This is a genomic window from Microvirga terricola (assembly GCF_011777495.1).
GTDB lineage: Bacteria > Pseudomonadota > Alphaproteobacteria > Rhizobiales > Beijerinckiaceae > Microvirga > Microvirga terricola.
Genome location: NZ_JAATJS010000009.1, coordinates 1 through 19772, shown reverse-complemented (window position 1 = coordinate 19772; position 19772 = coordinate 1). Strand labels below are relative to the sequence as shown.

Annotated in this window: 18 protein-coding genes; 4 read left to right on the top strand and 14 right to left on the bottom strand. The window is 56.3% G+C overall.

Going from position 1 to position 19772, the window contains the following annotated elements; translation table 11 throughout:
• From HB375_RS17770 to HB375_RS17755, 4 genes are all read left to right on the top strand, one after another.
• Positions 1 to 979, top strand: a 979-nt coding sequence (locus tag HB375_RS17770) for an RHS repeat-associated core domain-containing protein (RefSeq protein ID WP_167674444.1), incomplete at its 5' end; no start/stop codon positions are given.
• Positions 980 to 1192: 213 nt separating this feature from the next.
• Complete coding sequence (locus HB375_RS17765; protein ID WP_167674443.1) at positions 1193 to 1552, top strand: hypothetical protein; 360 nt, start codon at positions 1193 to 1195, stop codon at positions 1550 to 1552.
• A gap of 79 nt (positions 1553 to 1631) precedes the next feature.
• Positions 1632 to 1925 (top strand): hypothetical protein, encoded by a 294-nt coding sequence (locus tag HB375_RS17760; RefSeq protein WP_167674442.1) that lies wholly within the window; start codon positions 1632 to 1634, stop codon positions 1923 to 1925.
• Positions 1926 to 2064: 139 nt separating this feature from the next.
• Complete coding sequence (locus tag HB375_RS17755; protein ID WP_167674441.1) at positions 2065 to 2442, top strand: hypothetical protein; 378 nt, start codon at positions 2065 to 2067, stop codon at positions 2440 to 2442.
• 439 nt (positions 2443 to 2881) lie between these two features.
• Here HB375_RS17755 and HB375_RS18450 read toward each other — a convergent pair whose 3' ends face one another.
• From HB375_RS18450 to HB375_RS17685, 14 genes are all read right to left on the bottom strand, one after another.
• The gene (locus tag HB375_RS18450) at positions 2882 to 5662 is read right to left on the bottom strand and encodes a cadherin domain-containing protein (protein ID WP_281409361.1); all 2781 of its coding nucleotides are present in this window, start codon (positions 5660 to 5662) and stop codon (positions 2882 to 2884) included.
• Positions 5663 to 5829: 167 nt separating this feature from the next.
• Positions 5830 to 7872 (bottom strand): type II secretion system secretin GspD, encoded by a 2043-nt coding sequence (gene gspD / locus HB375_RS17745; protein WP_246728582.1) that lies wholly within the window; start codon positions 7870 to 7872, stop codon positions 5830 to 5832.
• A gap of 256 nt (positions 7873 to 8128) precedes the next feature.
• Positions 8129 to 8980, bottom strand: coding sequence for a type II secretion system GspH family protein (locus tag HB375_RS17740; RefSeq protein WP_167674439.1), 852 nt, complete (start codon positions 8978 to 8980; stop codon positions 8129 to 8131).
• A gap of 8 nt (positions 8981 to 8988) precedes the next feature.
• Complete coding sequence (locus HB375_RS17735) at positions 8989 to 9426, bottom strand: hypothetical protein (RefSeq protein ID WP_167674438.1); 438 nt, start codon at positions 9424 to 9426, stop codon at positions 8989 to 8991.
• Complete coding sequence (gene gspM, locus HB375_RS17730) at positions 9423 to 9980, bottom strand: type II secretion system protein GspM (RefSeq protein ID WP_167674437.1); 558 nt, start codon at positions 9978 to 9980, stop codon at positions 9423 to 9425. The genes HB375_RS17735 and gspM overlap by 4 nt, the downstream gene beginning before the upstream one ends.
• Entirely contained in the window at positions 9977 to 11035 is a 1059-nt protein-coding gene (locus HB375_RS17725) for a hypothetical protein (protein WP_167674436.1), read from the bottom strand. The genes gspM and HB375_RS17725 overlap by 4 nt, the downstream gene beginning before the upstream one ends.
• The gene (locus HB375_RS17720) at positions 11032 to 11670 is read right to left on the bottom strand and encodes a hypothetical protein (RefSeq protein WP_167674435.1); all 639 of its coding nucleotides are present in this window, start codon (positions 11668 to 11670) and stop codon (positions 11032 to 11034) included. Before HB375_RS17720 ends, HB375_RS17725 begins: the two co-directional genes overlap by 4 nt.
• Positions 11663 to 12055 carry a PulJ/GspJ family protein gene (locus HB375_RS17715; protein ID WP_167674434.1) on the bottom strand — a complete coding sequence of 131 codons (393 nt, stop codon included), beginning with the start codon at positions 12053 to 12055 and terminating at the stop codon, positions 11663 to 11665. The genes HB375_RS17720 and HB375_RS17715 overlap by 8 nt, the downstream gene beginning before the upstream one ends.
• On the bottom strand, positions 12042 to 12497 hold the full coding sequence (locus HB375_RS17710) for a prepilin-type N-terminal cleavage/methylation domain-containing protein (RefSeq protein ID WP_167674433.1): 456 nt from the start codon (positions 12495 to 12497) through the stop codon (positions 12042 to 12044). The genes HB375_RS17715 and HB375_RS17710 overlap by 14 nt, the downstream gene beginning before the upstream one ends.
• Positions 12475 to 12921, bottom strand: a complete 447-nt coding sequence (gspG, locus tag HB375_RS17705) for a type II secretion system major pseudopilin GspG (protein ID WP_167674432.1) — start codon at positions 12919 to 12921, stop codon at positions 12475 to 12477. Before gspG ends, HB375_RS17710 begins: the two co-directional genes overlap by 23 nt.
• A 29-nt stretch (positions 12922 to 12950) precedes the next feature.
• A complete protein-coding gene (locus HB375_RS17700; protein WP_167674431.1) occupies positions 12951 to 14174 on the bottom strand; it encodes a type II secretion system F family protein in 1224 nt (407 codons plus the stop codon).
• Entirely contained in the window at positions 14174 to 15889 is a 1716-nt protein-coding gene (locus HB375_RS17695) for a GspE/PulE family protein (RefSeq protein ID WP_167674430.1), read from the bottom strand. The genes HB375_RS17700 and HB375_RS17695 overlap by 1 nt, the downstream gene beginning before the upstream one ends.
• Before the next feature lie 5 nt (positions 15890 to 15894).
• Entirely contained in the window at positions 15895 to 16386 is a 492-nt protein-coding gene (locus HB375_RS17690; protein ID WP_167674429.1) for a prepilin peptidase, read from the bottom strand.
• Between the two features lie 60 nt (positions 16387 to 16446).
• Positions 16447 to 18969 (bottom strand): autotransporter outer membrane beta-barrel domain-containing protein, encoded by a 2523-nt coding sequence (locus HB375_RS17685; protein WP_167674428.1) that lies wholly within the window; start codon positions 18967 to 18969, stop codon positions 16447 to 16449.
• Positions 18970 to 19772 lie beyond the last annotated feature (803 nt).

The window sequence follows — 19772 nt, the reverse complement described above, 5'->3', positions numbered from 1 at the left end:
CGGCACGATCGACAAGACCACGCTCTACACGCCCTACGGCGCGCCGCTCATCACCACCGGCCCGGACAAGGAAGCCAAGGCCTTCATCGGCGAACGCCTCGACGACGATACCGGCCTGATCTACCTCAACGCGCGCTATTACGACCCCGCGCTCGGGCGCTTCATCTCCCCCGATACGCTCGATCCGACCAAGCCGGGCGTCGGCACCAACCGCTATGCGTACTCGTTCAACGATCCCGTGAATTTGAGCGACAGGAGCGGGAATTCCGTCAGTGAAACCGGCGGCTTGACTGATAGTGCCACCGATCTTTCCAAGGATTTCGGCAAAAGCGGCTCTAGCACAAAGAGTGGCTCGAAGAACTCGGCTGCCGAGAAGCAGCCGGACGAAGACGAGCCTGAAGACGAGCCTATTGTCGTCGCTCAAGCGGGCCCCATGGTCCGACCGCCTATGCCGTTCAACTCCATGCGAGGACCGGTTCCCGCGCGATTTGGACCATTCATGAGGGGAGGTTTAGGTCCTTACTCACCGCAAGTTCCCCAAACGCCTCCGTCTGGGCGGGTTTTAGGTCCGCTTGGGCCGACGTTCATCGGACCGCCGGGGTATCAGGGAACTGTTCCCCTGTCACGCGATAGGAGTCCGGTCCCTTGGGACGGCGGATGGCCTTTAGCGGATGGATTTTTAGGAGGATTCAGCATGCCTTTGGAAATTGGCCGCGGCGCACGTATCAGTCGTTACGGGCCAGAAACGGGTCGCTTTGGTGCTCCAGCAGGGACACCTTTTGACGCTCGCTCATTGCGAGCGCCAAATGAGGCTGCGGCGGGACCACTGACAGAGTATGAGGTTACGAAACCGTTTAATGTGCAGGTCGGAATTACGGCTCCCGCATTCGGTTATCGAGGGTTAGGGATTCAATTTAAGACTGAACAGAGTTTCCGGGACCTTCGGCTCGAAGGTTATATTAGGGCAATAGAGCGATGAACATAGTTGAGCTGCGCAATTTTGTTAAGGAAAGGGTACGTTACCCTGATGCGGTCAAGATAGGAGACGAGGTAAGCGGTGCTTCAAACGCATTATGTATTGAAAAAGTACGTGGGAAGTGGACTGTCTATCATTCAGAAAGGGGGGGAAAATATGATATTAAGGAATTTTCGTCCGAAGAAGAGGCATGCAACTACGTCTATGAAAGAATAGTTGATCAGCCGAATATGCTCAGGTAGTTTAGGTTGTCGCGATGAGGATACCGTCGGAAACTACACTTATGACCTGATCGGGCGCAAGATCGGGCTGGGCGTGCTGCCGAAGGTGGCGGTGCTGCACAAGGACTACTTGAGTTCGGTGCGGGCGATCACCAACCGCAGCGGCGTCATCGACAAGACCACGCTCTACACGCCCTACGGCGCCGCTCATCACCACCGGCCCGGACAAGGAAGCGAAAGCCTTCATCGGCGAACGCCTCGACGACGATACCGGCCTGATCTACCTCAACGCGCGCTATTACGACCCCCGCGCTCGGCCGCTTCATCTCGCCGCTCGTACTCGGACGACCGATGATTATGGGCGTATCATAGCTGACGACGTGACGCCTGAAGAGCGGCAGGCTTACATAGCCTCATATGAGGCGAACCGTCAGATGGAGGGGTACATAACGGGAGTTGTGGCTTCGGGCTATTTGGCTGGCGGCGCTGTCGCTGCTGCTCGCGCCATCTTGGGAGCGGCCTTAAAATCAGGCGCACGGAGAGTTCTCGAAGAAAACAACCCGCCGAGCGGCATGCCAACCAAAGATGCAGCCGGAGTGAATACCGGATATAAAGATTTCAGTCGAACCTATGAAACACCAGCTGGACCTGTGAGCGTTGAAGGGCGCGTTTCTTTCGAGAAGGGACAAATGAATGTGAGGGATTTGGATCCGGCAAAGGTAAATTAGGTACAGCAGAAGCTAGATCCGTTCAGCGCCAACTCGAAAATGACCTGAAAACCACTTATGGATATGAGGGAGAGGTTAATTTCTCTGGTGTAAGAGTGACGGGCGCTAATCCGGGGCGCATTGGATATGGGAGGTCAAGATGATAGCGTTTAATTGGCGAAATCGTTCCTTCCCAATTTGGTACGATAAGATAATCTTGCGCATTTTATACGCAGTTGTTGTGCTTTTTGGTCTTAAGATAGAGAATTTGTTGCGTATGTTGCGCAAAAGTGGTTATTCGCAGGGCTTTGCTTTAAGAGGACTTGAGTATCTCGGATATAGCTACGAGCAGGCTAAGGTAATAGTTTATCTAAGCCAGACATGGCGCGATAAGTACGAAGAACATAGAATTTTTGAAGAAAATATTGACAAACTATTAGACGAAGAGCGAATCTCTACCGTAAGCCAGCGGGAAGGGGCGGGTTTCGCCGTTAGCAGCGCCGCAGGATGTATGCCTACAACGCCCGCGACGAACTGACGACGGCGACGGTGTCGGGGCCAGTGTCCAAAACCTTCAGCTACACCTACGACGCCATCGGCAACATGCTGTCGAACGACGGGACGACGTATGTCTACCCGGCGGCAAAAGCGGCGCGTCCGCATGCGCCGACGAGAAGGTGGGGACCTCCGATTACGCTTACGACGCCAACGGCAACCTCACGAGCGGCGCGGACGGCGCTACACCTGGGACCAGGGGAACCGTCCGACCAAGATCGAGATGGCGTCAGGCGCCACGACGGCCTTCGACCACCGGACGGCACGCGGCTGAAGAAGAGTTGACGACCCGCGTCGGCGCGGACCGAGACCTCACTGACTTTATAATCAACTCGACAGATCGCTTAAGCTTTCTGATGCCACCGAGAAAAAGAAGGCTCGGAGCAATTCCGAGCCTTCTTTTCCGAACAAATTTCGACACGTCAGATTACGAAGAAGTCAGCATAAGTGAGCTTGAGACCCTTAGAGAGGGTAGCGATCTGAACAGCCGCACCAGCTCCGTTGCCGTCGGCATCATAATAGAGAGCGCCCTTTTTGTTGTCATAGATAATGTAATCGTCCTTGTCTTTCGCGGCAGTGCCGGTGACGAAGAAATTCTTGCTGATCTTAGCCGGCTTATCGGCGGAACCCTTCTTGCCAAGCTTTTTGAAAATTGCGTTATCAAGGTAGATTGAGTCGAACTTAACGTTGAAGTCTGTGACTCTGTCGACATTGCCCTTCGCGTTCAGCTTCGTATTGAAGGCGAAAACATCGTTGCCTGTTCCACCCGAGAGCACGTCATTTCCCAATCCGCCATAAAGGGTGTCGTTGCCTTGGCCACCGCTCAGCGTATCCGCGCCAGCGCCACCCATGATGATATCGTTTTCTGCGGATCCCGCTGTTCTTTCAGCGGCGACGTCGACAACTTCGACGACGAATCTTTGGTCGAAACTCAACCCTCCGCCATCTGTTACGCGGACGGTAATGGCATGAAATTTCGCCTGCTCGTAATCCAGCTTGATGCCATTGCCGACAACGAGTCTGTCGTCTTGGATCGCAAAACGACCACCAGCGTTGTCGACAAGGCTATAAGTAAAGGTCTCCAGCGGATCCGGATCCTTCGCCTTCAACGTCCCGATGGTCCTGCCGTTGGCGAAGAGTTCGCCTACGTCGTTCCGATCCAAGGTAATCTGCGTCGGCCTTTCGTTGACGTAATCGTCGATAGTGACGATCGCCGAGGCCGTCAGCCCACCTAGATCTTGTACGGTAACGGTGACCTCATGCGTTCCAATCGGTGCTCCTGTCGGTTTGTCGTTTCGATATGTGAGAGAACGGATCACTTCCTGCACACGTGCGGGGGTAGCATTGCCGTCAAACACAATCTCGAAACCGAAATTCTGAGCCCAAGCGACCGATCCAATCCTTTCTCCGTCGAAGAGAACATCACTGTCGGCGTAGAGTCCGTTGGAGAGTGAGATGGGGCCTAAACCATCAATCCCGATATGATCGGACATCTCATCGTAGCCGTTGGATATCGTAACGGTGATGCTCTTTAGAAGATCCTCGTCGCTTTTAAGCACGGTGTCCCGGCCGACATCGATGAAGATCGTGCTGCCTGCGAATGTGCGGACGAAATCACCTTCGAGACCGAAAATTTCCGGAGCCAGATTGCCATAGGTTCCGCTGCTATCGGTGATCTTATCGATGCCGTTCCGGAGCAGGTGCGCGCGCTCCTCGACGGTGAATGTATCGCCGGCAAGAATGATTTCATCGTTCGAACTGGATCGACCATCTATGTGAAGTGCGAGCGCTTTATCGTTCAGCGAGACAACGGTATCGCTCGTGAGAGTAATTTTGCCGACGTTGATGATTATCTTGTCGCGTAGATCGATGGTGGTTGAGCCCCCCATGCCGTCGGAACCGTCCAGAAGCAAAGAATTTGAATGGTCTCCAGTACTTCCGCCATCAATCGTATCGATGTCGGTCAACACGCTCGCATTCACGATGATCGAGTTCGATGCCGTCTTCGATCCCCTCAGGATCTCGATGTGGGAGAGGCTTTTGATCTGGCGCAGGTCGAGCGTGCCGCCGAGAGATTGGAAGGTATCGATTCCGTCACCACCATCCAATTCATCATTTGCGATAGTAAAGCCGTCGCCCAGGAAGACGTCGTCTCCTCCTGTTCCCGGCTGGGTCTCCGGGGCCTCGGTCAGAGCGATAGTTCCATTCGGTGCAACGAGAACGGAGACGGTGGTCGCTGTTGTCTGGTGGCTCATATCCTCAACCGATATGACCACGTTGCAGCGCCCGAAATACGACGCATCCGTTGAGGAATTCGTATAAGTCAGAGCATGCAGTATCATTGCAACGCGTTCGCTCGTTGCATTTTCATTGAAATCGATCTTAAAACCCGTCTCTGAAAGTGCGGAAATTTGTCCGACGACCTTCCCACCCACGGTGAGTTCGCTGCCGACCACCATTCCGTCTGAGAGCGTTACGCTGCTGTTTATGCCGACACTGTCGAATTCTTCTTGCCCGGGAGACGAGGAAAGGGAAACGCTGAGAGAGGCAAGTGTCTCTGCCTCATCGGATACGGTGGCATCACCGTCTTTATCCAGCCCTACCGTTGATCCTGGGGCGACGAGAACAGAGTCGCTGAGCTTGTCGACTATCGGAGCCCAATTGTGGTGGACCCCATCGGAATCGACCACGGTATTGAAACCGCGCGCATAGAGATCATTTAACTCTGCCGTCGTGAAGGCTTCTGCACTCTCAAGTGTGAGAATGTTGGATCCTTCACCAAGGGCACGAAAGAGGAGAGCGGTCCCCTTGTCGGACAGCGAAACATCCATACCCCATGATGCACCTTCGAGGATGATTTCCTCGAAGCCGGTGAGGACTTTTCCGGTCAGATCGAATTGATCTCCGTGCATCTGCAGCTTGTTCGAGCCGCGACCCCCATCGATAGTGAGGACATCCCCGAGCTGCGCCGCATCAATAACGACCGTGTCATCAGCATCGGATCCGACGATAATCTCGATGCTCTTGAACACCTGCGTCGTTCTTAGATCGAAGGTCCCACCGTCGATCAACTGGAGCGTGTCGATGCCTGCTTTGCCATCTAACACCGCATCAATGAGGTCATTCGCGGTGACCGGGAACAAGTCGGTGTCGTCGGAGCCTGCCGTTGCGACGCTCTGCAAATGTTCAGCGTTCTTTTCCATTGCGTGTACTCTCTCCAGATTGTGCGGCCGATCCAGGTTGCGAGCTGTGCTCGCGATCAGCGTGGAGAGCCGACATCGTTGATGAAAAATAGTATAACGTTAAATGTCGCGAAATCGCAACTCTTGCGCGAGCTTCGCTGACGATGTCCTATTGGCGGTGGTCTTAGTCAGCGGGCGAGAGCCTTTGAGATCCCGGCCATTCCAGCCTTGATTTCTTCCGTGACGCGGGTGACGTCCATGCGGTTCGCGATGACCGTTGGCCGAATGATAATAAGCAACTCGGTTCGGCGCTGTTCTTGAGCGGCGTTGTTCGTGAATGCCGCGCCGAGGAGAGGGATGTCCTTCAGGAGCGGAATGCCTTGGCTGCCTTGCTGGCGATTGGAGGAGATGAGGCCGCCGAGAATAATCTCTGAGCCACTTTGAACCGCGACGGAGCTGTTGATCTTACGCTGCCGGATCGTCGGGGAGTCGATGCTGGAGCTGGCCGTCGGGACGACGTCGCTGACTTCCTGGCTGATGTCGAGCATGACGAGACCGCTCGAGTTCACGCGGGGCGTCACCGATAGAATGATGCCCGTATCTTTCATTTCTATATCGTTGACAATCGGGGCGTCAGGGGTCGTGACGGTCCGAGCAGAGCGGGTCGCGATTGGCACCTGGTCACCGACCTTAAGGGTCGCAGTCTCGTTGTCCAGCACGGTCAACGCGGGAGAAGAGATCACTTCGAGATTCGTGACCTGCTCCAGCGCGTTGACTACAAGCTCTCCGTTGGGAACGCTGAAAACATAGTTGAAGCCCGCGAGAAGCTGCGAACCCGGTTTTGCTCCTGCATCATTAAGCGAAATAGCGTGGTTTCCTTTTTGGAAATACCAGCGAACGCCATAACGGAGGGCATCGTTGAGCGAGACCTCGGCGATCGTCGCCTCGACTAGAACCTGTGTCGGCAGAACATCCAGGCGCCGGATTGTCGCCTCGATAAGGCGGTAGTGCTCCGGTTGAGCCATGACCACGAGCGAATTGGTAGAGGAATCAGCGCGAACTTGTATGCCCTGGATCCCCCCAGACGCGGTCTCACTCTCGGGATTCGGCTGTGCCGACGCCGATGTAATGTTCGCCTGCTGTAGCCGTGCCACGGCGGAATCCGTCTGGGCGGCACCCGGCGTCAACGACGGGGCGGTCGGGGCATTGTCGGGTTTCGCTGGACGGTCTCCCTTGGCTCCAAGGATTCCGTTCAGCATTTGGGCTACATCCGTGGCACGCCGATTTTGAACCGGAAAAACGCGGACTTGCCTCGTGTCGCTGCCTGCAAGGTCAAGTTGAGAGATCCAGGTTTTGGCACGCTCCAACGTTTGGGGAGCGCTCGTCATTAAAAGCACCGCGTTCATCCTCTGAATCGGCAGCGCTTTCAGGCTTGGGGAACTCCCTTGCCCGAACATCTGGCCAAGTTCCGTTGCAACAGAGGTGGCATTGGCATCCTTCAGGGGAATAAGCGCGAATGACATGCCTCGCATTTGATCTATGTCGAGAGACTGAAGAACCTGTGCCAGAGAATCGAGATCAGCAGGAGCTCCAGAGATGATAAGATATCGGCCCTCGTTGCTCGCGGTGATCTCAGTGCCTGAATTTGAGAAAGGCTGCAGCGCGGCACGTGCCTGATCAGGGTTCAGATATCGGACGGGAACAACACGGATGTTTTCGCCGAATTGGCCGCGGTTGTTGCCAGAGCCGCGCGCAGAGACCCGGAACATGCCGCCGTTCTTGGTGAGGGCGCCGCCGTTCAACTGGAGTACATTCCGCACGAGGTTGACGGCCATGCCGCGCGACACGGGATCCGTCGTGCGTACGGTCACTCGCCCGGTCAGCTCAGGATCAACGACAACGTTCTCCCTCAGAATTTCGTCGAACACAACTCGCACAAAGGACTGAATCTCGACATTGACAAAGTTCAATGTGACTTTTGCGCCATCGTCGCTCACTTGCACTTGATCCGCAGCGGCGTGCTCTGACGGAGTTGCGGGCTGTGTGCCGATATCTGTGAAACCGCGCCTCCGATCTGTTTGATCCGAGGCGAGCGCGTCGGAAGTTCCTCGCTCAGGGCGGCCCGAAGTTAGGTAAGCCGCTGTTCCGCCGAGAACGCTTGTCCGGTTGTCGTTAACGCCCTTTGATCCAGAAGATGCCGTGCAACCACAAGTGACCAGCACGATAAGCATGGTCACGATCTTACTCTTCATAACAGGACGCCCCGGCGAAGCTCTAAATTGTATTAAAATATCCTTACAACAGCGTGCCGGTAGCCGCAGGAACAGGAATTTGGTCATCCACAGAATTAGGGTTCAGGTCCGCCAAAGGTTCCGTTGCGTGACTATGGATGTCTGGTCCGCTCAATCGCAGATGAGTGGCCTATTTCGATACCTGCCCAGCTGGAAGGGGGGCGAAGTGCAACGTGTCCCGTCTGGCACCCGCCGGTCAACGCGGCGTACCTTCCGCTGTGTCGCGCCAGAAAATGATTCGGATTTTTCCGGTGTCGGCGTTCTTGGCGACAAGAGCCTCTCGGCGCGCGGTTGCCCCACTCGCCAGCGAGACCACTGTGCGCAGGCGATAGAGAGGTCGCGCGCCATCCAACATCGGGCGATACCGAGCTTTCGCAGCGTCGAAATCTTTGAGATCAATCCCACGTCGGGAAACATCGAAAATAGCGAGATCGTCGTCCCGTATCCCAGGGACATGACGTAGCACGATCTCCGGCGCCGCGAGGGGATCGATCCCGCTCGCTCCGGAGAACGTGGTGAATGCTTTTTCAAGATCGTTGCTTACGTCCGTAAAACGATCCTGGGGTGCGAGGAGTATGTCGACAGCCTCTATTGTCTTTTTTCGCCTGCGAAAGTCGGCCCAACGCGTCAGGATTGCCTCTGCCAAAACTCGATTCTTGACGATTGCTCGCGTGACATTGTGCACGAGTTCGGAATGGCCTGTATTGAGATCGACTTTTCCAGCCTCCGCGCCGAGTGATAGGTGTATCTCGGTATCGGCATAGCGCCACGATGTCGAATAAGGAGGTGCTTGCAGGGTCGCGAGCAAGGGATCATCCGAGGCCTCAAGGGCCGCGATGATACGGGTGATGCCGGCGTCCGCGAGCGTCCGGGCACGTAGCGACTGGGTTTCCGCATCCACCTTTCTGATTTGCGAACGTATGGTGATGGCCGTTCCCAATGCGAGAAAGGAGATCAAGGTCGTAACCACGAGGACCGAAAGCAAGACGAAGCCCGCCAGTCGTTGCGCGGCTCCCTCCGAAATCTCGGCCTTATCGCTGGCGGTCATAGCCACGATCACTGCTCGGAGTCCGAATCTAGCTTGTAGACCGCGATCCTGTTCTGATTGCTAAGTGTCAGCGCATGAGAGTCGACAGAGGTGACGGCCCATCCGTCCACCTCGTCTCCTTCGCCGACCCGCTTCAGGGAGGCGCCGGCCTGCTCGATAAACGCAATCCGAGCATCTTCCGCCAAAAGAACTCCAACCAGCCGGATCTCGGGCATCGCTATCTCGCCTGCAGGTGCACTGGCCGCAACGAAAGCCGTACGAAAGACCGGCCGGTCGAGAGAAGGGGGCGGTGTTTGCCGCACGACCGGCGCCTCCAATTGTACACCAGCGGCTCGCGACTCGCCCGTCGAATACGAAAGAAGCGGCTCCGGTAACGATATAGACAGACTGACAGCCGCAGCCAATGCGATGTTCAACGCAAGAAGGACGGTGCGTCTTTTGCTCATGGTTTGCTCCCAGGCTCTATGGGGCGCTCTAGATAGACGTGGATGATTCCAGTCAGCGCGATCCAGCCTACCTCAGACGCAGGGAAGTCGGACTCGAGTCTGCGCAGTTGGATCGTATCGAAAAAGAGAGTGGGAGACTCCGTCTCAAGGATGTGAAGAATCTCCAGAACCTCGTTTTCTGGCGCGCGGCCGGTGATAGTCGCTCGAAGGGTTGAGAGGCCGGCTTCCTTTGTCGTCGCGATAACGCGGACGACTTCGGCTTCTCCCCCTCTCGCCTGAAGAATGGCACGCACATGAGCGCCCAGGCGACTTGCCGCCTCTTCGTCGGACGATGCTGAAAGAAGGCCTGTCCGCATGACCGGAACGGCCGTTGCGGCAGTATGGTCAAGTCGACGCCGGACGAGATCTCCAAGGCGATTTTTTTGGGCGAGAATGCCCGCGCGTTGTTCAAGAAAAGTGTCGACGAATGGCCATATCACACCCATTGCAAATACCCCCAGGCCTGCGACAGTGATCGCAAGCGCACCCCACCGCGAAACTGTTGCTCGGGTCATGGTGTCGCTCCGAGAATTCCAAATGAAATGCTTTGAGGTTGGTTCGGTATCGGGTTGTCTGCTCTCGGATTGGAAATCACTGCGACGTCTCGCAGGATATCGAGAAGATTGGATCCGGGGGATCCGATGACGTCCATTTTCCCTCCGTCCGAGTTGATCTCGATGCTCGCAAGTGCAGTAGACGGAGGGAGCTTCTCACCGATGGCGGCCACGACTTCAGTCATTCTCGGTCGGGCATCTCGCCGGCGAGCCACAGTCATGTAGCTCATCGCCAGAGCCTCACGGGTTTGTCGTTCGCCCTCCGCCTTCTTTAGAGCGGCCAGTTCTTCTCGCACAGCATGTTCGTATGCGGCGAGCTCCTTGGATTGCTGCCAAAGCACGCTGGCGGCAAGTGCTACGACTAGGAAACCGGCAACGCAAGCCAGACCTGCATCGATCCTCCTGCGCCCAATGATACGCCTGCCTTTCTCTGGATTGATGATTGTTGCCCAATCCCCCGCTTGATCAAAAATCAGCCGGTCTGGCGCGAGGCCCGCATCATGGGCTTGTTGGATCAATGAATGCAGATGGTCTCGCACGGCATAGCGCAGGTCTACTGTGATCCGCTGCGCATCGGAGGCCGCGACCCGCGTCGCGACATAGACCTCGTCGCGAGTAAACGGGCTCCAGGTCGGCAATCCGAAGGCGATTGCACCTTGAAGATTTTCCATCGCAGCACGTGGCAGGGTGATAGTCTGCCGCAGCATACAGGATTCAGGAACCCTCAAGTCCACCAAATGACCAAAAGCGAATGCGTGTAGGGTCGGGGGCCAACCCAGCGATAGGCCGTTCTTTTTTTCAATCGGCGATGGCGCCTCTGATAGAACAGCCATTTGGGCGGAAACTACCTGAACCCTGAAGTTCCGATCACTGAAATGAATGACAATTCGGCTGCTGTTTCTTGTGAGAGCGGCAACCATCCCGGATGGCAAGGTTGAATACATTTCTCCGCGCCACCAATGGAAGGCACGGACGGTCCGCGTCCAAATCTTCGAAACGAGCTTTTGCGCTTTCATTGGAGCATCCAGAAGCAAGCGGCTTGGTGCGGTTTCCGCAAGCAATCGAGCGGAACGTCTCCCCGCAACGGAACGATAAGCTCAATCTCATTGTGCAGAGATGCCGCGGAAAGCGTTAGCCTGACTGCTTCGAGGCGACCAGAGTTTGGACGCCAACTCGGGTACCAGGCGTGATCCTCCGATCCGCTGCGTTGTCCGAAATATGAGAACGTCGCGGACTTGAACAAACTGCTCAAGCCTTCGAGCCGCTCCTGTCCCGTGGCCGCATCGCGCCAGATCAGAACGATCCTTCTTTGAGCGTCGATGTCCTCACTTCTCAGTTTGAACAGCACAGGTTGTGATTGATTCAAGATGCGAGGTCCCGTTGTCGGAACGCTGAACTCAGTTGGGTCGCCATGAGGACGATTGGTTTCCGTCGCAGACATCGAAGTTGGTTCTTCGGCGAGAGTTCGTAAGACCGCGTCAATGGCGGTAATATCTTCGGTCAGTTGCGCTTCTTCGCGGATATTCTGTTTTGTGCGGTCAGCGAAAGCAACGAGGCCGACCAAAATCGAGGTCGCCAAACCTGCGATAGTGAGCGCTACGAGGACGTCGACAAGCGCAAACCCATCGGCGTGATCATATCGCTCAGTCATGCGCGTCTCTTATGATTGTGCGCAACTCAGAGGCTTTTACATTTTCTGCTGAACTCACATTCACGGCGATCTCAAAGAGAGGATGGATTCTTGGATTTGGCGGTTCGGTCTTATCGGTGAAATTTTGAATGGTGATGGACCATGGTCGACCGCCGCCAGAAATTCCAGTTACAGTCCCGGTCTTGAGGGGAATATCACGCCCCACGCGTTCGATGAGCGCGCGGGCTTGAATGGCTGCAGTTAAATGTGCGCGGCTTTGGATCTGCGCGGCATGGTTTGTCGCCATGAGTGATAGAACCGAGGCCGTCAAGCCGGTCAAGATTGCGAGCGCAACCAACGCCTCCATGACGGTGAAACCGGATTGCTGCTGGCTATTGAGGGGCATTTCGAACCCTCCCGCTGAGCCAATCGACACGATGCTTGATAGCGTATACGCCGCTTACCAAGCTGAACTCAGCGCCTGAACTCGTTCCGTCGGAAAGAAACATCACGACTGCGCGGCGCGACGTACCGAGTTCTTGTGCTGACACGATGGAGAGGTCAACGCCTTCCGGAATTGGGTGCCACATCGGTTCGCCATCTATTTTAAAGCGGCGTTCATCAAGTTCGAAGACGACGCGGCGGACAGACGCCGAACGGCGTGCCCCTGCCTGCGCATCGGCGAGTACACCAAGGATTTGCGATTCCATATGGGCCAGCTTCGATCGCTCATTAGCCTGCGGAAGTGAGACTGCGATGATTATACTCGCCAGGGAAAGGATCGCCATCACGACAAGAACTTCGAGCAGCGTAAGCCCGGCGTCGCTATTCGTTCCAGTTCGCGACATCGCGGTTCTCATTATCGCCGCCCGCTAATCCGTCGGCCCCGAAGCTGAAGAGATCGTATTCCGCGCGAATGCCAGGCGATTGATAACGATATGGCCGGCGCCATGGATCGGTAAGGATGGCCTTGCTACGCAAGTAGGGGCCTCGCCACCTTTCCGTGCCGGGAGGTTTATCAGCCAAGGCTGTCAACCCTTCGGCCGTCGTCGGCAGGCGACCGACGTCAATGCGATACAAGTCGAGGGCTGTCATCAACTCCTGTAGTTGCAGGCGCGCTGTGTCTGACTTCGCGCGGCCAAGGTAGCCCATGAGTTGAATCGATCCGAGTGTCGCCAACAATCCCAAGATTACCATGACGATGAGGATCTCAAGCAGGGTCATACCATTTTCGTTGTCCCTGAGCGCTTTAAACCCGCGGCGTATCGGCATGTTGAGGGCTGGATGAGCAGTTCTTATCGTCATTGAGAAGCCAGGTCGTTAATGCTGAGAATTGTGGAGAGCATGGCGTAGATGATCACGCCGGCGAGAAGGCCAAACCCAATCGTCAGGACAGGCGTCAGTACTGTGGTCAGGGCTTTAAGGCGCCGTGTGGCACGTCCCTCGTAAAGGACCGCAATTCTTTCGAGACTTGCATCAAGTTGGCCAGTCCTTTCACCCATGCGGATCAACCCGATTGCGTCGGCTGACATGGCATCGGCTTCTGCGAGCGCATCACCAACGCCACTGCCTGTCAGGATCAGCGCGTGGGCGCGCTCATGGCGTGTTCGCAGAGCTTGATTGGCTACCGTACGGATGGCGATTGGCATGGCGCGCGATACGGTTACGCCGCCCTTCAAGAGAGCCCCGAGGGACCGTGTGAACCGTCCTGTTTCGATGATGAGGACGAGGAAACCGACGACGGGCGTTTTGAGAAGGCCGCGGTGGATTGCCAGACGGCCGCTGTCCGTCCGGGCAGCCATTGCTAGACCGAAAGCGAGAACGCTCAGACTGATCAAGATCGCGATCCCTCCCTCCCGGAGAAGGTGGCTTGTAGCGATAACCAGGCGCGTTGCGGTGGGCAGGGTCTCGTGGCTCCGAGTTCCAAAAAGATTCTCCAAATTGGGAACGACTACGACCAAGAGGGTAGAAATCCCAATGACGGCTGTAATGAGCAGGAATGCGGGATACAAAAGCGCGTTGCGGATATCTTCCAGGATACTCCGTTGCGACGCGAGATCATCCGCCAGGCGCCTGAGCGTTGAACCGAGCGATCCAGCTGTTTCTCCCGCTTGAACAAGCGTTACGTAGGTCAAAGGAAAGCAGTCCGGACGGTGTGCCAAAGCCTCGTGGAGTGTCGAACCTTCTTTCACCTCCTCACGGACGCGCGCGAGGACGTTACGACCGGAGGGTTTGCAAGATGATTGCAGGAAGCCAAGGGATTCCTCTACGCTGATCCCTGCTTCGACAAGGCCCGCCCATTCTTGGGAAAGATTAGCTAGGTCGCTTGCGGTCAAGGGCGGTCGAAATGAGACTTCTCGATTGAGGGATGTCCAGATCGAAGCAAAAGCGGACGCCTTTTCCAGGCGAATAGTCACGAGGCCTTTGAGCCGTAATTCGGCGGCCGCCGCCTCCGGCGATGGCGCTTCGACCCAACCGATGTGACGTTCGTTTGCCAGGGTCACGGCCACGTACCGAAAGCGCATCACGATGCTCCAACTGCGCGCAGGAGTTCGTCGACGCTGGTTAGCCCAGCAGCGACCTTCGACAGTCCGTCTTCGACCATCGACATCATACCGGCGGATTGCGCAGTCGCTGCGAGTTCGCGTTCGTCAGCCTTTTCCAGGAGCTTGCCTTTGATTGCGTCGGTCATAGGCATGCTCTCGGCAATCGCAATCCGCCCGATGTACCCGGTTCCCTGACAACGCTCGCATCCGACCGCGTAGTGACAAGTCTGTAAGGAGGTGGATCGGCCGCGCCAAAGACCTTGGTGCCATGGCTCTGGCCGGGCAGAGCGGCGGCAGTGGGGGCAGAGCCTACGCACGAGACGCTGGGCCATGCTGCCTTTGATCGTTGAGGCAAGAAGGTAGGGCTCGACTCCCATATCGACGAGCCGTGGGAGGGCGGCGACAGCCGTGTTCGTGTGGACCGTCGCGAGCACTAAATGGCCAGTCAATGCAGCTTGGTTCGCAACGATAGCCGTTTCTCGGTCGCGAATTTCACCGACCATGATCACGTCAGGATCCTGGCGTAGCACGGCTCTAAGGGCACTGGCGAAGTCGAGGCCGATCTTGCGGTTGACTTGGATCTGGTTGACGCCTTCGAGCTGGTACTCGGTCGGGTCTTCCACAGTGACGATGTTCCGCTCTGGAGATGCGATGGCTTGGAGAGCAGCGTAAAGCGTTGTCGTTTTACCGGATCCCGTTGGGCCGGTGACGAGGAATATCCCATGGGGCTCGGAAAGGATTCTATGAAAAGAGGCGATCAAGGAAGCTGAGAACCCGAGTGCCTCAAAGTCGAGCGAAACAGCGGAGCGATCAAGCACGCGCAAAACAGCACCCTCGCCATTCAGGTGAGGCATCGTCGCGATGCGCAGATCGATCTCTCTGCCGCGCCATGCGATGCGGATACGCCCGTCCTGAGGAAGCCGTCGTTCGGCGATATCAAGACCAGCCATAATCTTAAGACGAGAAATGACCGCTGCATGAAATTGGCCCGGTGGGGGCTCAACATCCCGCAGGATTCCATCAATTCTGTAACGAACCCGCAGGCCGGCGCGGGCCGCAGAGATGTGCAGGTCGGACGCTCCAACTTCAATGGCCCGGTCGATTAATCCGTTGACCATCCGAACAACGGGGGCATCGCTCGCGAGATCCCGCAATCTCTCGACGTCATGAGTGAGCGCCGCATCGGCGCCGAGAGAGATTTCGTCACTATCGGCTGAGCCGACAGCGCCGTAGAGCCGCTCGAAAGCGGCAGAAAACTCGCCGGGCCGCGCTAGCTTGCAAGAAACACTCAGTCCGGTCTTTGCGGCAATCGCCGCGGGTGTAAAGTGATCAACGGCATCGACGACGGCCAATTCGAGCCTGTCGCCATCGACCTTCAATGGGAGAGCGCGCGCGTGCGCGAGGAAACCGGGCTCAAGCGTTTCGCCAAGCAGAACATGAGGCGGATATGCAGTCGGTTCAGCAATCGGAAGCCCAGTTACCGCAGACCATGCCGCTGCAAGCGCGTGATCGGAGACCAAGCCAAGTTTATTGAGGACCAGATCCAGCCGCTCCAGGCTTTGTTCGGCGGCGCGCCGGCCGCGCGCTAGCGCTTGAGTTGTTAGGACCTCATCATCGATTAGGATCCTGATGACTGTCTCCACCGCTTGGGCGGGCTTCTCAAGCAGCTCTAAGCTCCCCGTCGCGTCGAGCATACGGTCTAGCCCAGCCATGGCGCATATCCGAAAATCTGAAGCGACCAGACCGTTAGTGTTGCCGCGCAAAGGAAGGGAGCGAACGGGATTTTCGCCTGTGGATCGAAGCCTTCGCCCATTTTACGACGCAGGGCGACGTAGACCAGGGCGGACGAAGACGCGACAAAGACCAACGGCGCCAAGCCCTGCCATCCGACCCAAGCACCTGCGCCGAGCATGAACTTGGCATCGCCAAGCCCCAGGCCGTCATACCGCCTGATGCGTCTGAATGCAGCGGCGAGGGCAACGAAGGCACCTCCGCCAATTAGGCCCCCGAGAAGCGCCGAAGCCAGGGTGGATTGAGGCATTACGAAGGCGAATGCAAGTGCCCCCGCGAGATTCGCTGCGTTGGCCGTATTGGGAATGATGAAATGCCGAGCGTCGATGACGGCGCTCACGAGAAGAACGGTAACTAGATATGCGGCGAACACCGCCAATAATGGCAGCTCACTCGGCATGACTGCGGACTCGCCCAACCGTGCAAGCAGGTTTCTCACTTTGGCTGGCCCCCTCTGCCTTCAGAATTTCCAAATGAAGTTCCCTTTGAAGGCGTGATCCTGCGCCTGGGAGCCGATCTGGCCGCTATAGGATGCACCCAGGCTGATATCTGAGGTGGCTTTCCAATCGAGCCCGGCTTCCGCCACGAGCGCATCGCGGTCGATAAGCAATCCTGACACGCTGAAGGTCGAGCCCGCGCCCGGAAAAACCAGCAATGCCGAAGGGGTTACCTCGCCGTAAGTCCTTCGCCATCCAATCATGCCGCGTGCGATGAGGGGAAGATTGTCGCTCAACTGCATCTCTGCCTGCAAAGCCAGAGTGCTGGTTCCCAGTTCGTAGGTTCGACTTCTGCCGAGGAGGGCCGCTGCACCACCGCTTTCAAAAAAACGGTCGGCTTCAAGTTTCATCACCGAAGCGCCGATGAAAGGCTCGATCTGCACGCGATCCCAAGCGAAGCGGTAACCCAATTCCCCGAAAGCCTGAAGAGACGCTCCGTCGATCGAGGCTTTGGCGACATCGTCGAAGCCCGGGTAAGTCACTGAGCGCGCCGTATCGATATCGTTATGGGCGTAAGCCGCACCTAGGCGCAGGTTGATAGCATCCCATTTTCCGGTGCCGTAAAATGTGCCGAAAATTGCCTCGTTGGACCCCGAAGAGCTACGGGCATCGATATCGAAACTGTTGCGGGTAAGGCCGCCAGCAAAGCCGAGGCGATAGTTTTGATTGACTAGCGTCTCCGCCCCCAAAATGAACCCGCCGATGGATGCGTCAAGCGATGCTGCGTTGCCGTTTGAACGTACTCTGCCCCAGGACCCGAAGCCCTCGCCCCACAATTCGATAGAAGAGGCCGAGGCATCGGCCTTACCAGCGCTCGTTCCGCTAGGCTGACGCAGGTGTGAGAGCAGTGTGTCGCGCACCACCCTGGCATTGTCATACGAGCTTATCACGCTGGAGCCATGGACTTCCCCCGAGAGGCTGTCGAAGGCTTTCCGCGCGTCTGAAACGTTGGTCACCAGTACGGTGTTGAAAAGTCTATTTCCTTCCCCGAGAGCTTCGACGGCATTTGCGGTGTTGATCTGATTTTTCGTCAGCCCCACCGAGGCGAAGGTCAAGCCTGGGAAACCGGATTTCCGCTCCAGAGTCACAAAGACATCCTTGGCCGCATACTGCAAAGTCGGAGTCACAAACGCAAACGACCCCTCATTCGTCGCGCCGAAACGACCTCTAATGCCGCTCTTCGATGTGAGAATTTTATACGGGACGGACGTCTGGTATTCTCCGTTCTCCGACAGGGTCAGTTTCAGTTTGGCTTTCAACAGCGTGATCGTACCGGCTGCCGAGATCAAATCCGATTGGCCGTAATCACCCAGTTCAACATGGTAAGTCGAGCCTCGCTGCAATCGAACGTCGCCTCTAGTGGTGAGTTTGCCGATCGAGTTGCCGGGCGAGATCGTCGATCCGGCTTGTGCGACGAACCCCTCTATGACGCCATCGCCCGAAAGTTGCGCACCTTTGGCAACTGTTATGATCGAGCCGCGGAGAGCGCCATTTACCGCTAACTCTCCTGCTTCGATCTTGGTCGGCCCTAGAAGGGAGCTCTTGCCCGATAACTCAAGCCGACCTTTGCCTCGTTTGGTCAGGGACCCAGTACCGAGCATGACATTCGACAGCGTTCCATCAGCGGTTTGATCGAAAATCAATACGCCATCGTTGCGAATGCGCCCGGTGCCGAAGCTCGTCGCAGATCCGATGACGGTGCTCGCCGATATTGTCGTGCCGCCAGTGTAGGTATTGGTTCCCGTAAGAACGACTGTATTTCCGCCTTTGATGGCGAGGTGACCCGCGCCGGAAATGTCCCCCGACAAGGTCACGGACGTGGCGCTTGTCGCATCAATAACCCCGCCAGAGGCACGGAGTGTCACTGGCTGTGTCAGTACAGTGGTGGTCGAGGGGGAAAGAGTGCCGCCATCGAAGACGATGACTTCCCCTTCGGCTTCGCCATCTGTTTCGGTGAAAAAGGGTTTGGATGCATCGATCCAACAGTTGTCGCTGCCGAGCGCAATGCACGCGGGCCCTTTCAAGGTGAAGGTGAAAGGAGAGCTGCCGGGACTAAAGATTGCAAGATACGAATACTGAACTCCGGCCTTGAGTCCTATGCCGATCGTCGAGAAGCCGAGATTCTGAGAGAACGCGAAAAATTTTGACAAATCCGTCGACGGTGTGCCGGCGGATGACGGCGAGAACATTCCGTTCAGGAGATAAATTCCGTTTTCCACTGACGGTGTCGCCAATGTAAACAGATACGATCCCGTACGATTGACAGTAAAGGTTCCCAGAACATACGGGAAAGGACCATCGTACGAAGTGAATTTCGTTATCAGCGTATTGATGGGAAGGATTGGGAACGGCGTCTTGGAGATCGGTGTTGAGCCATCGACGGCCCCGTCAACCTGCATGATGTCCGCGAACGCTGAAGAACCTGAAAGCGTGTTTATCGAACATCCGATGAGGAGGGTGGCAGACACCATGGCGAGGAGAGGCAACAGTCGCTTGGAACGCCGTTGAGGCACGGGCAGGCATCGGATTTGTGAAAACTCCACCTCGGCGCGATGCCTTGATCGGATTACATTCAGTTTTTCGAGCCTGAATTTATACATTTTTCTGTGCTGCCCTGAAGTATTTCACCAAGTGACCATGCTTAAAAGGATCTAAAAGATCTGTTTTTCCTCGATAACGCTTCTTTTCTCTGTATTTGAATAGCTTTAGGCCCACTAAAGCCAATCTATTCAGCGGTTGTGGTGGGCCTGCGTTTGGTAAACCGATTCAGATTGCAATTTCGAGGTCGAATCACCTGCCGGCCAGGCGATTAACTTGCGTTTTGATGTGCTTAAAAAATAACAACACCACAATTGCCGTTAGACGATCCGGAGTTAATTCTTATATAGTGTTACATGTGCGCAACAGTGAGTTGAATTGGAGGGCCTCGTCTCGGGCCGCTTCAATTAGTTGTGGTCACTTTATGAGAAGTGATGCCGCATGATCTTTGGGGCCCCGTCTTCCAGGCAAAACGCCATCGGGAGGCGATCAGTTGACAGGCCAATTCTCTCCTATGTTATGTTATCCATAACAACTTTAATTTGCAGAATGTGAACGGGGATCGCTTGCTCGGGTGAGCGGTCGTTGTCCGGGGGCGGGCATGGAATATGCGTTGGTGGCTTGGGTGCGGGGCCGTTTGGTGCGGCTGCTGCGGTTGAGCCTTGTCTCAGGGTTGGTGACGGCTCTCGTCCTTCCTCCGGTTGCGCCGGCCTTTGCCGAGGCGGCGGCGCCCGCGCCGGTGACGGCGGCT

Coding starts and splice junctions, on each gene's coding strand:
- HB375_RS17760 (WP_167674442.1), top strand. CDS start 1,632: ATGGAGGGGTACATAACGGGAGTTGTGGCTTCGGGCTATTTGGCTGGC.
- HB375_RS17755 (WP_167674441.1), top strand. CDS start 2,065: ATGATAGCGTTTAATTGGCGAAATCGTTCCTTCCCAATTTGGTACGAT.
- HB375_RS18450 (WP_281409361.1), bottom strand. CDS start 5,662: ATGGAAAAGAACGCTGAACATTTGCAGAGCGTCGCAACGGCAGGCTCC.
- gspD (WP_246728582.1), bottom strand. CDS start 7,872: ATGCTTATCGTGCTGGTCACTTGTGGTTGCACGGCATCTTCTGGATCA.
- HB375_RS17740 (WP_167674439.1), bottom strand. CDS start 8,980: ATGACCGCCAGCGATAAGGCCGAGATTTCGGAGGGAGCCGCGCAACGA.
- HB375_RS17735 (WP_167674438.1), bottom strand. CDS start 9,426: ATGAGCAAAAGACGCACCGTCCTTCTTGCGTTGAACATCGCATTGGCT.
- gspM (WP_167674437.1), bottom strand. CDS start 9,980: ATGACCCGAGCAACAGTTTCGCGGTGGGGTGCGCTTGCGATCACTGTC.
- HB375_RS17725 (WP_167674436.1), bottom strand. CDS start 11,035: ATGAAAGCGCAAAAGCTCGTTTCGAAGATTTGGACGCGGACCGTCCGT.
- HB375_RS17720 (WP_167674435.1), bottom strand. CDS start 11,670: ATGACTGAGCGATATGATCACGCCGATGGGTTTGCGCTTGTCGACGTC.
- HB375_RS17715 (WP_167674434.1), bottom strand. CDS start 12,055: ATGCCCCTCAATAGCCAGCAGCAATCCGGTTTCACCGTCATGGAGGCG.
- HB375_RS17710 (WP_167674433.1), bottom strand. CDS start 12,497: ATGTCGCGAACTGGAACGAATAGCGACGCCGGGCTTACGCTGCTCGAA.
- gspG (WP_167674432.1), bottom strand. CDS start 12,921: ATGCCGATACGCCGCGGGTTTAAAGCGCTCAGGGACAACGAAAATGGT.
- HB375_RS17700 (WP_167674431.1), bottom strand. CDS start 14,174: ATGCGCTTTCGGTACGTGGCCGTGACCCTGGCAAACGAACGTCACATC.
- HB375_RS17695 (WP_167674430.1), bottom strand. CDS start 15,889: ATGCTCGACGCGACGGGGAGCTTAGAGCTGCTTGAGAAGCCCGCCCAA.
- HB375_RS17690 (WP_167674429.1), bottom strand. CDS start 16,386: ATGCCGAGTGAGCTGCCATTATTGGCGGTGTTCGCCGCATATCTAGTT.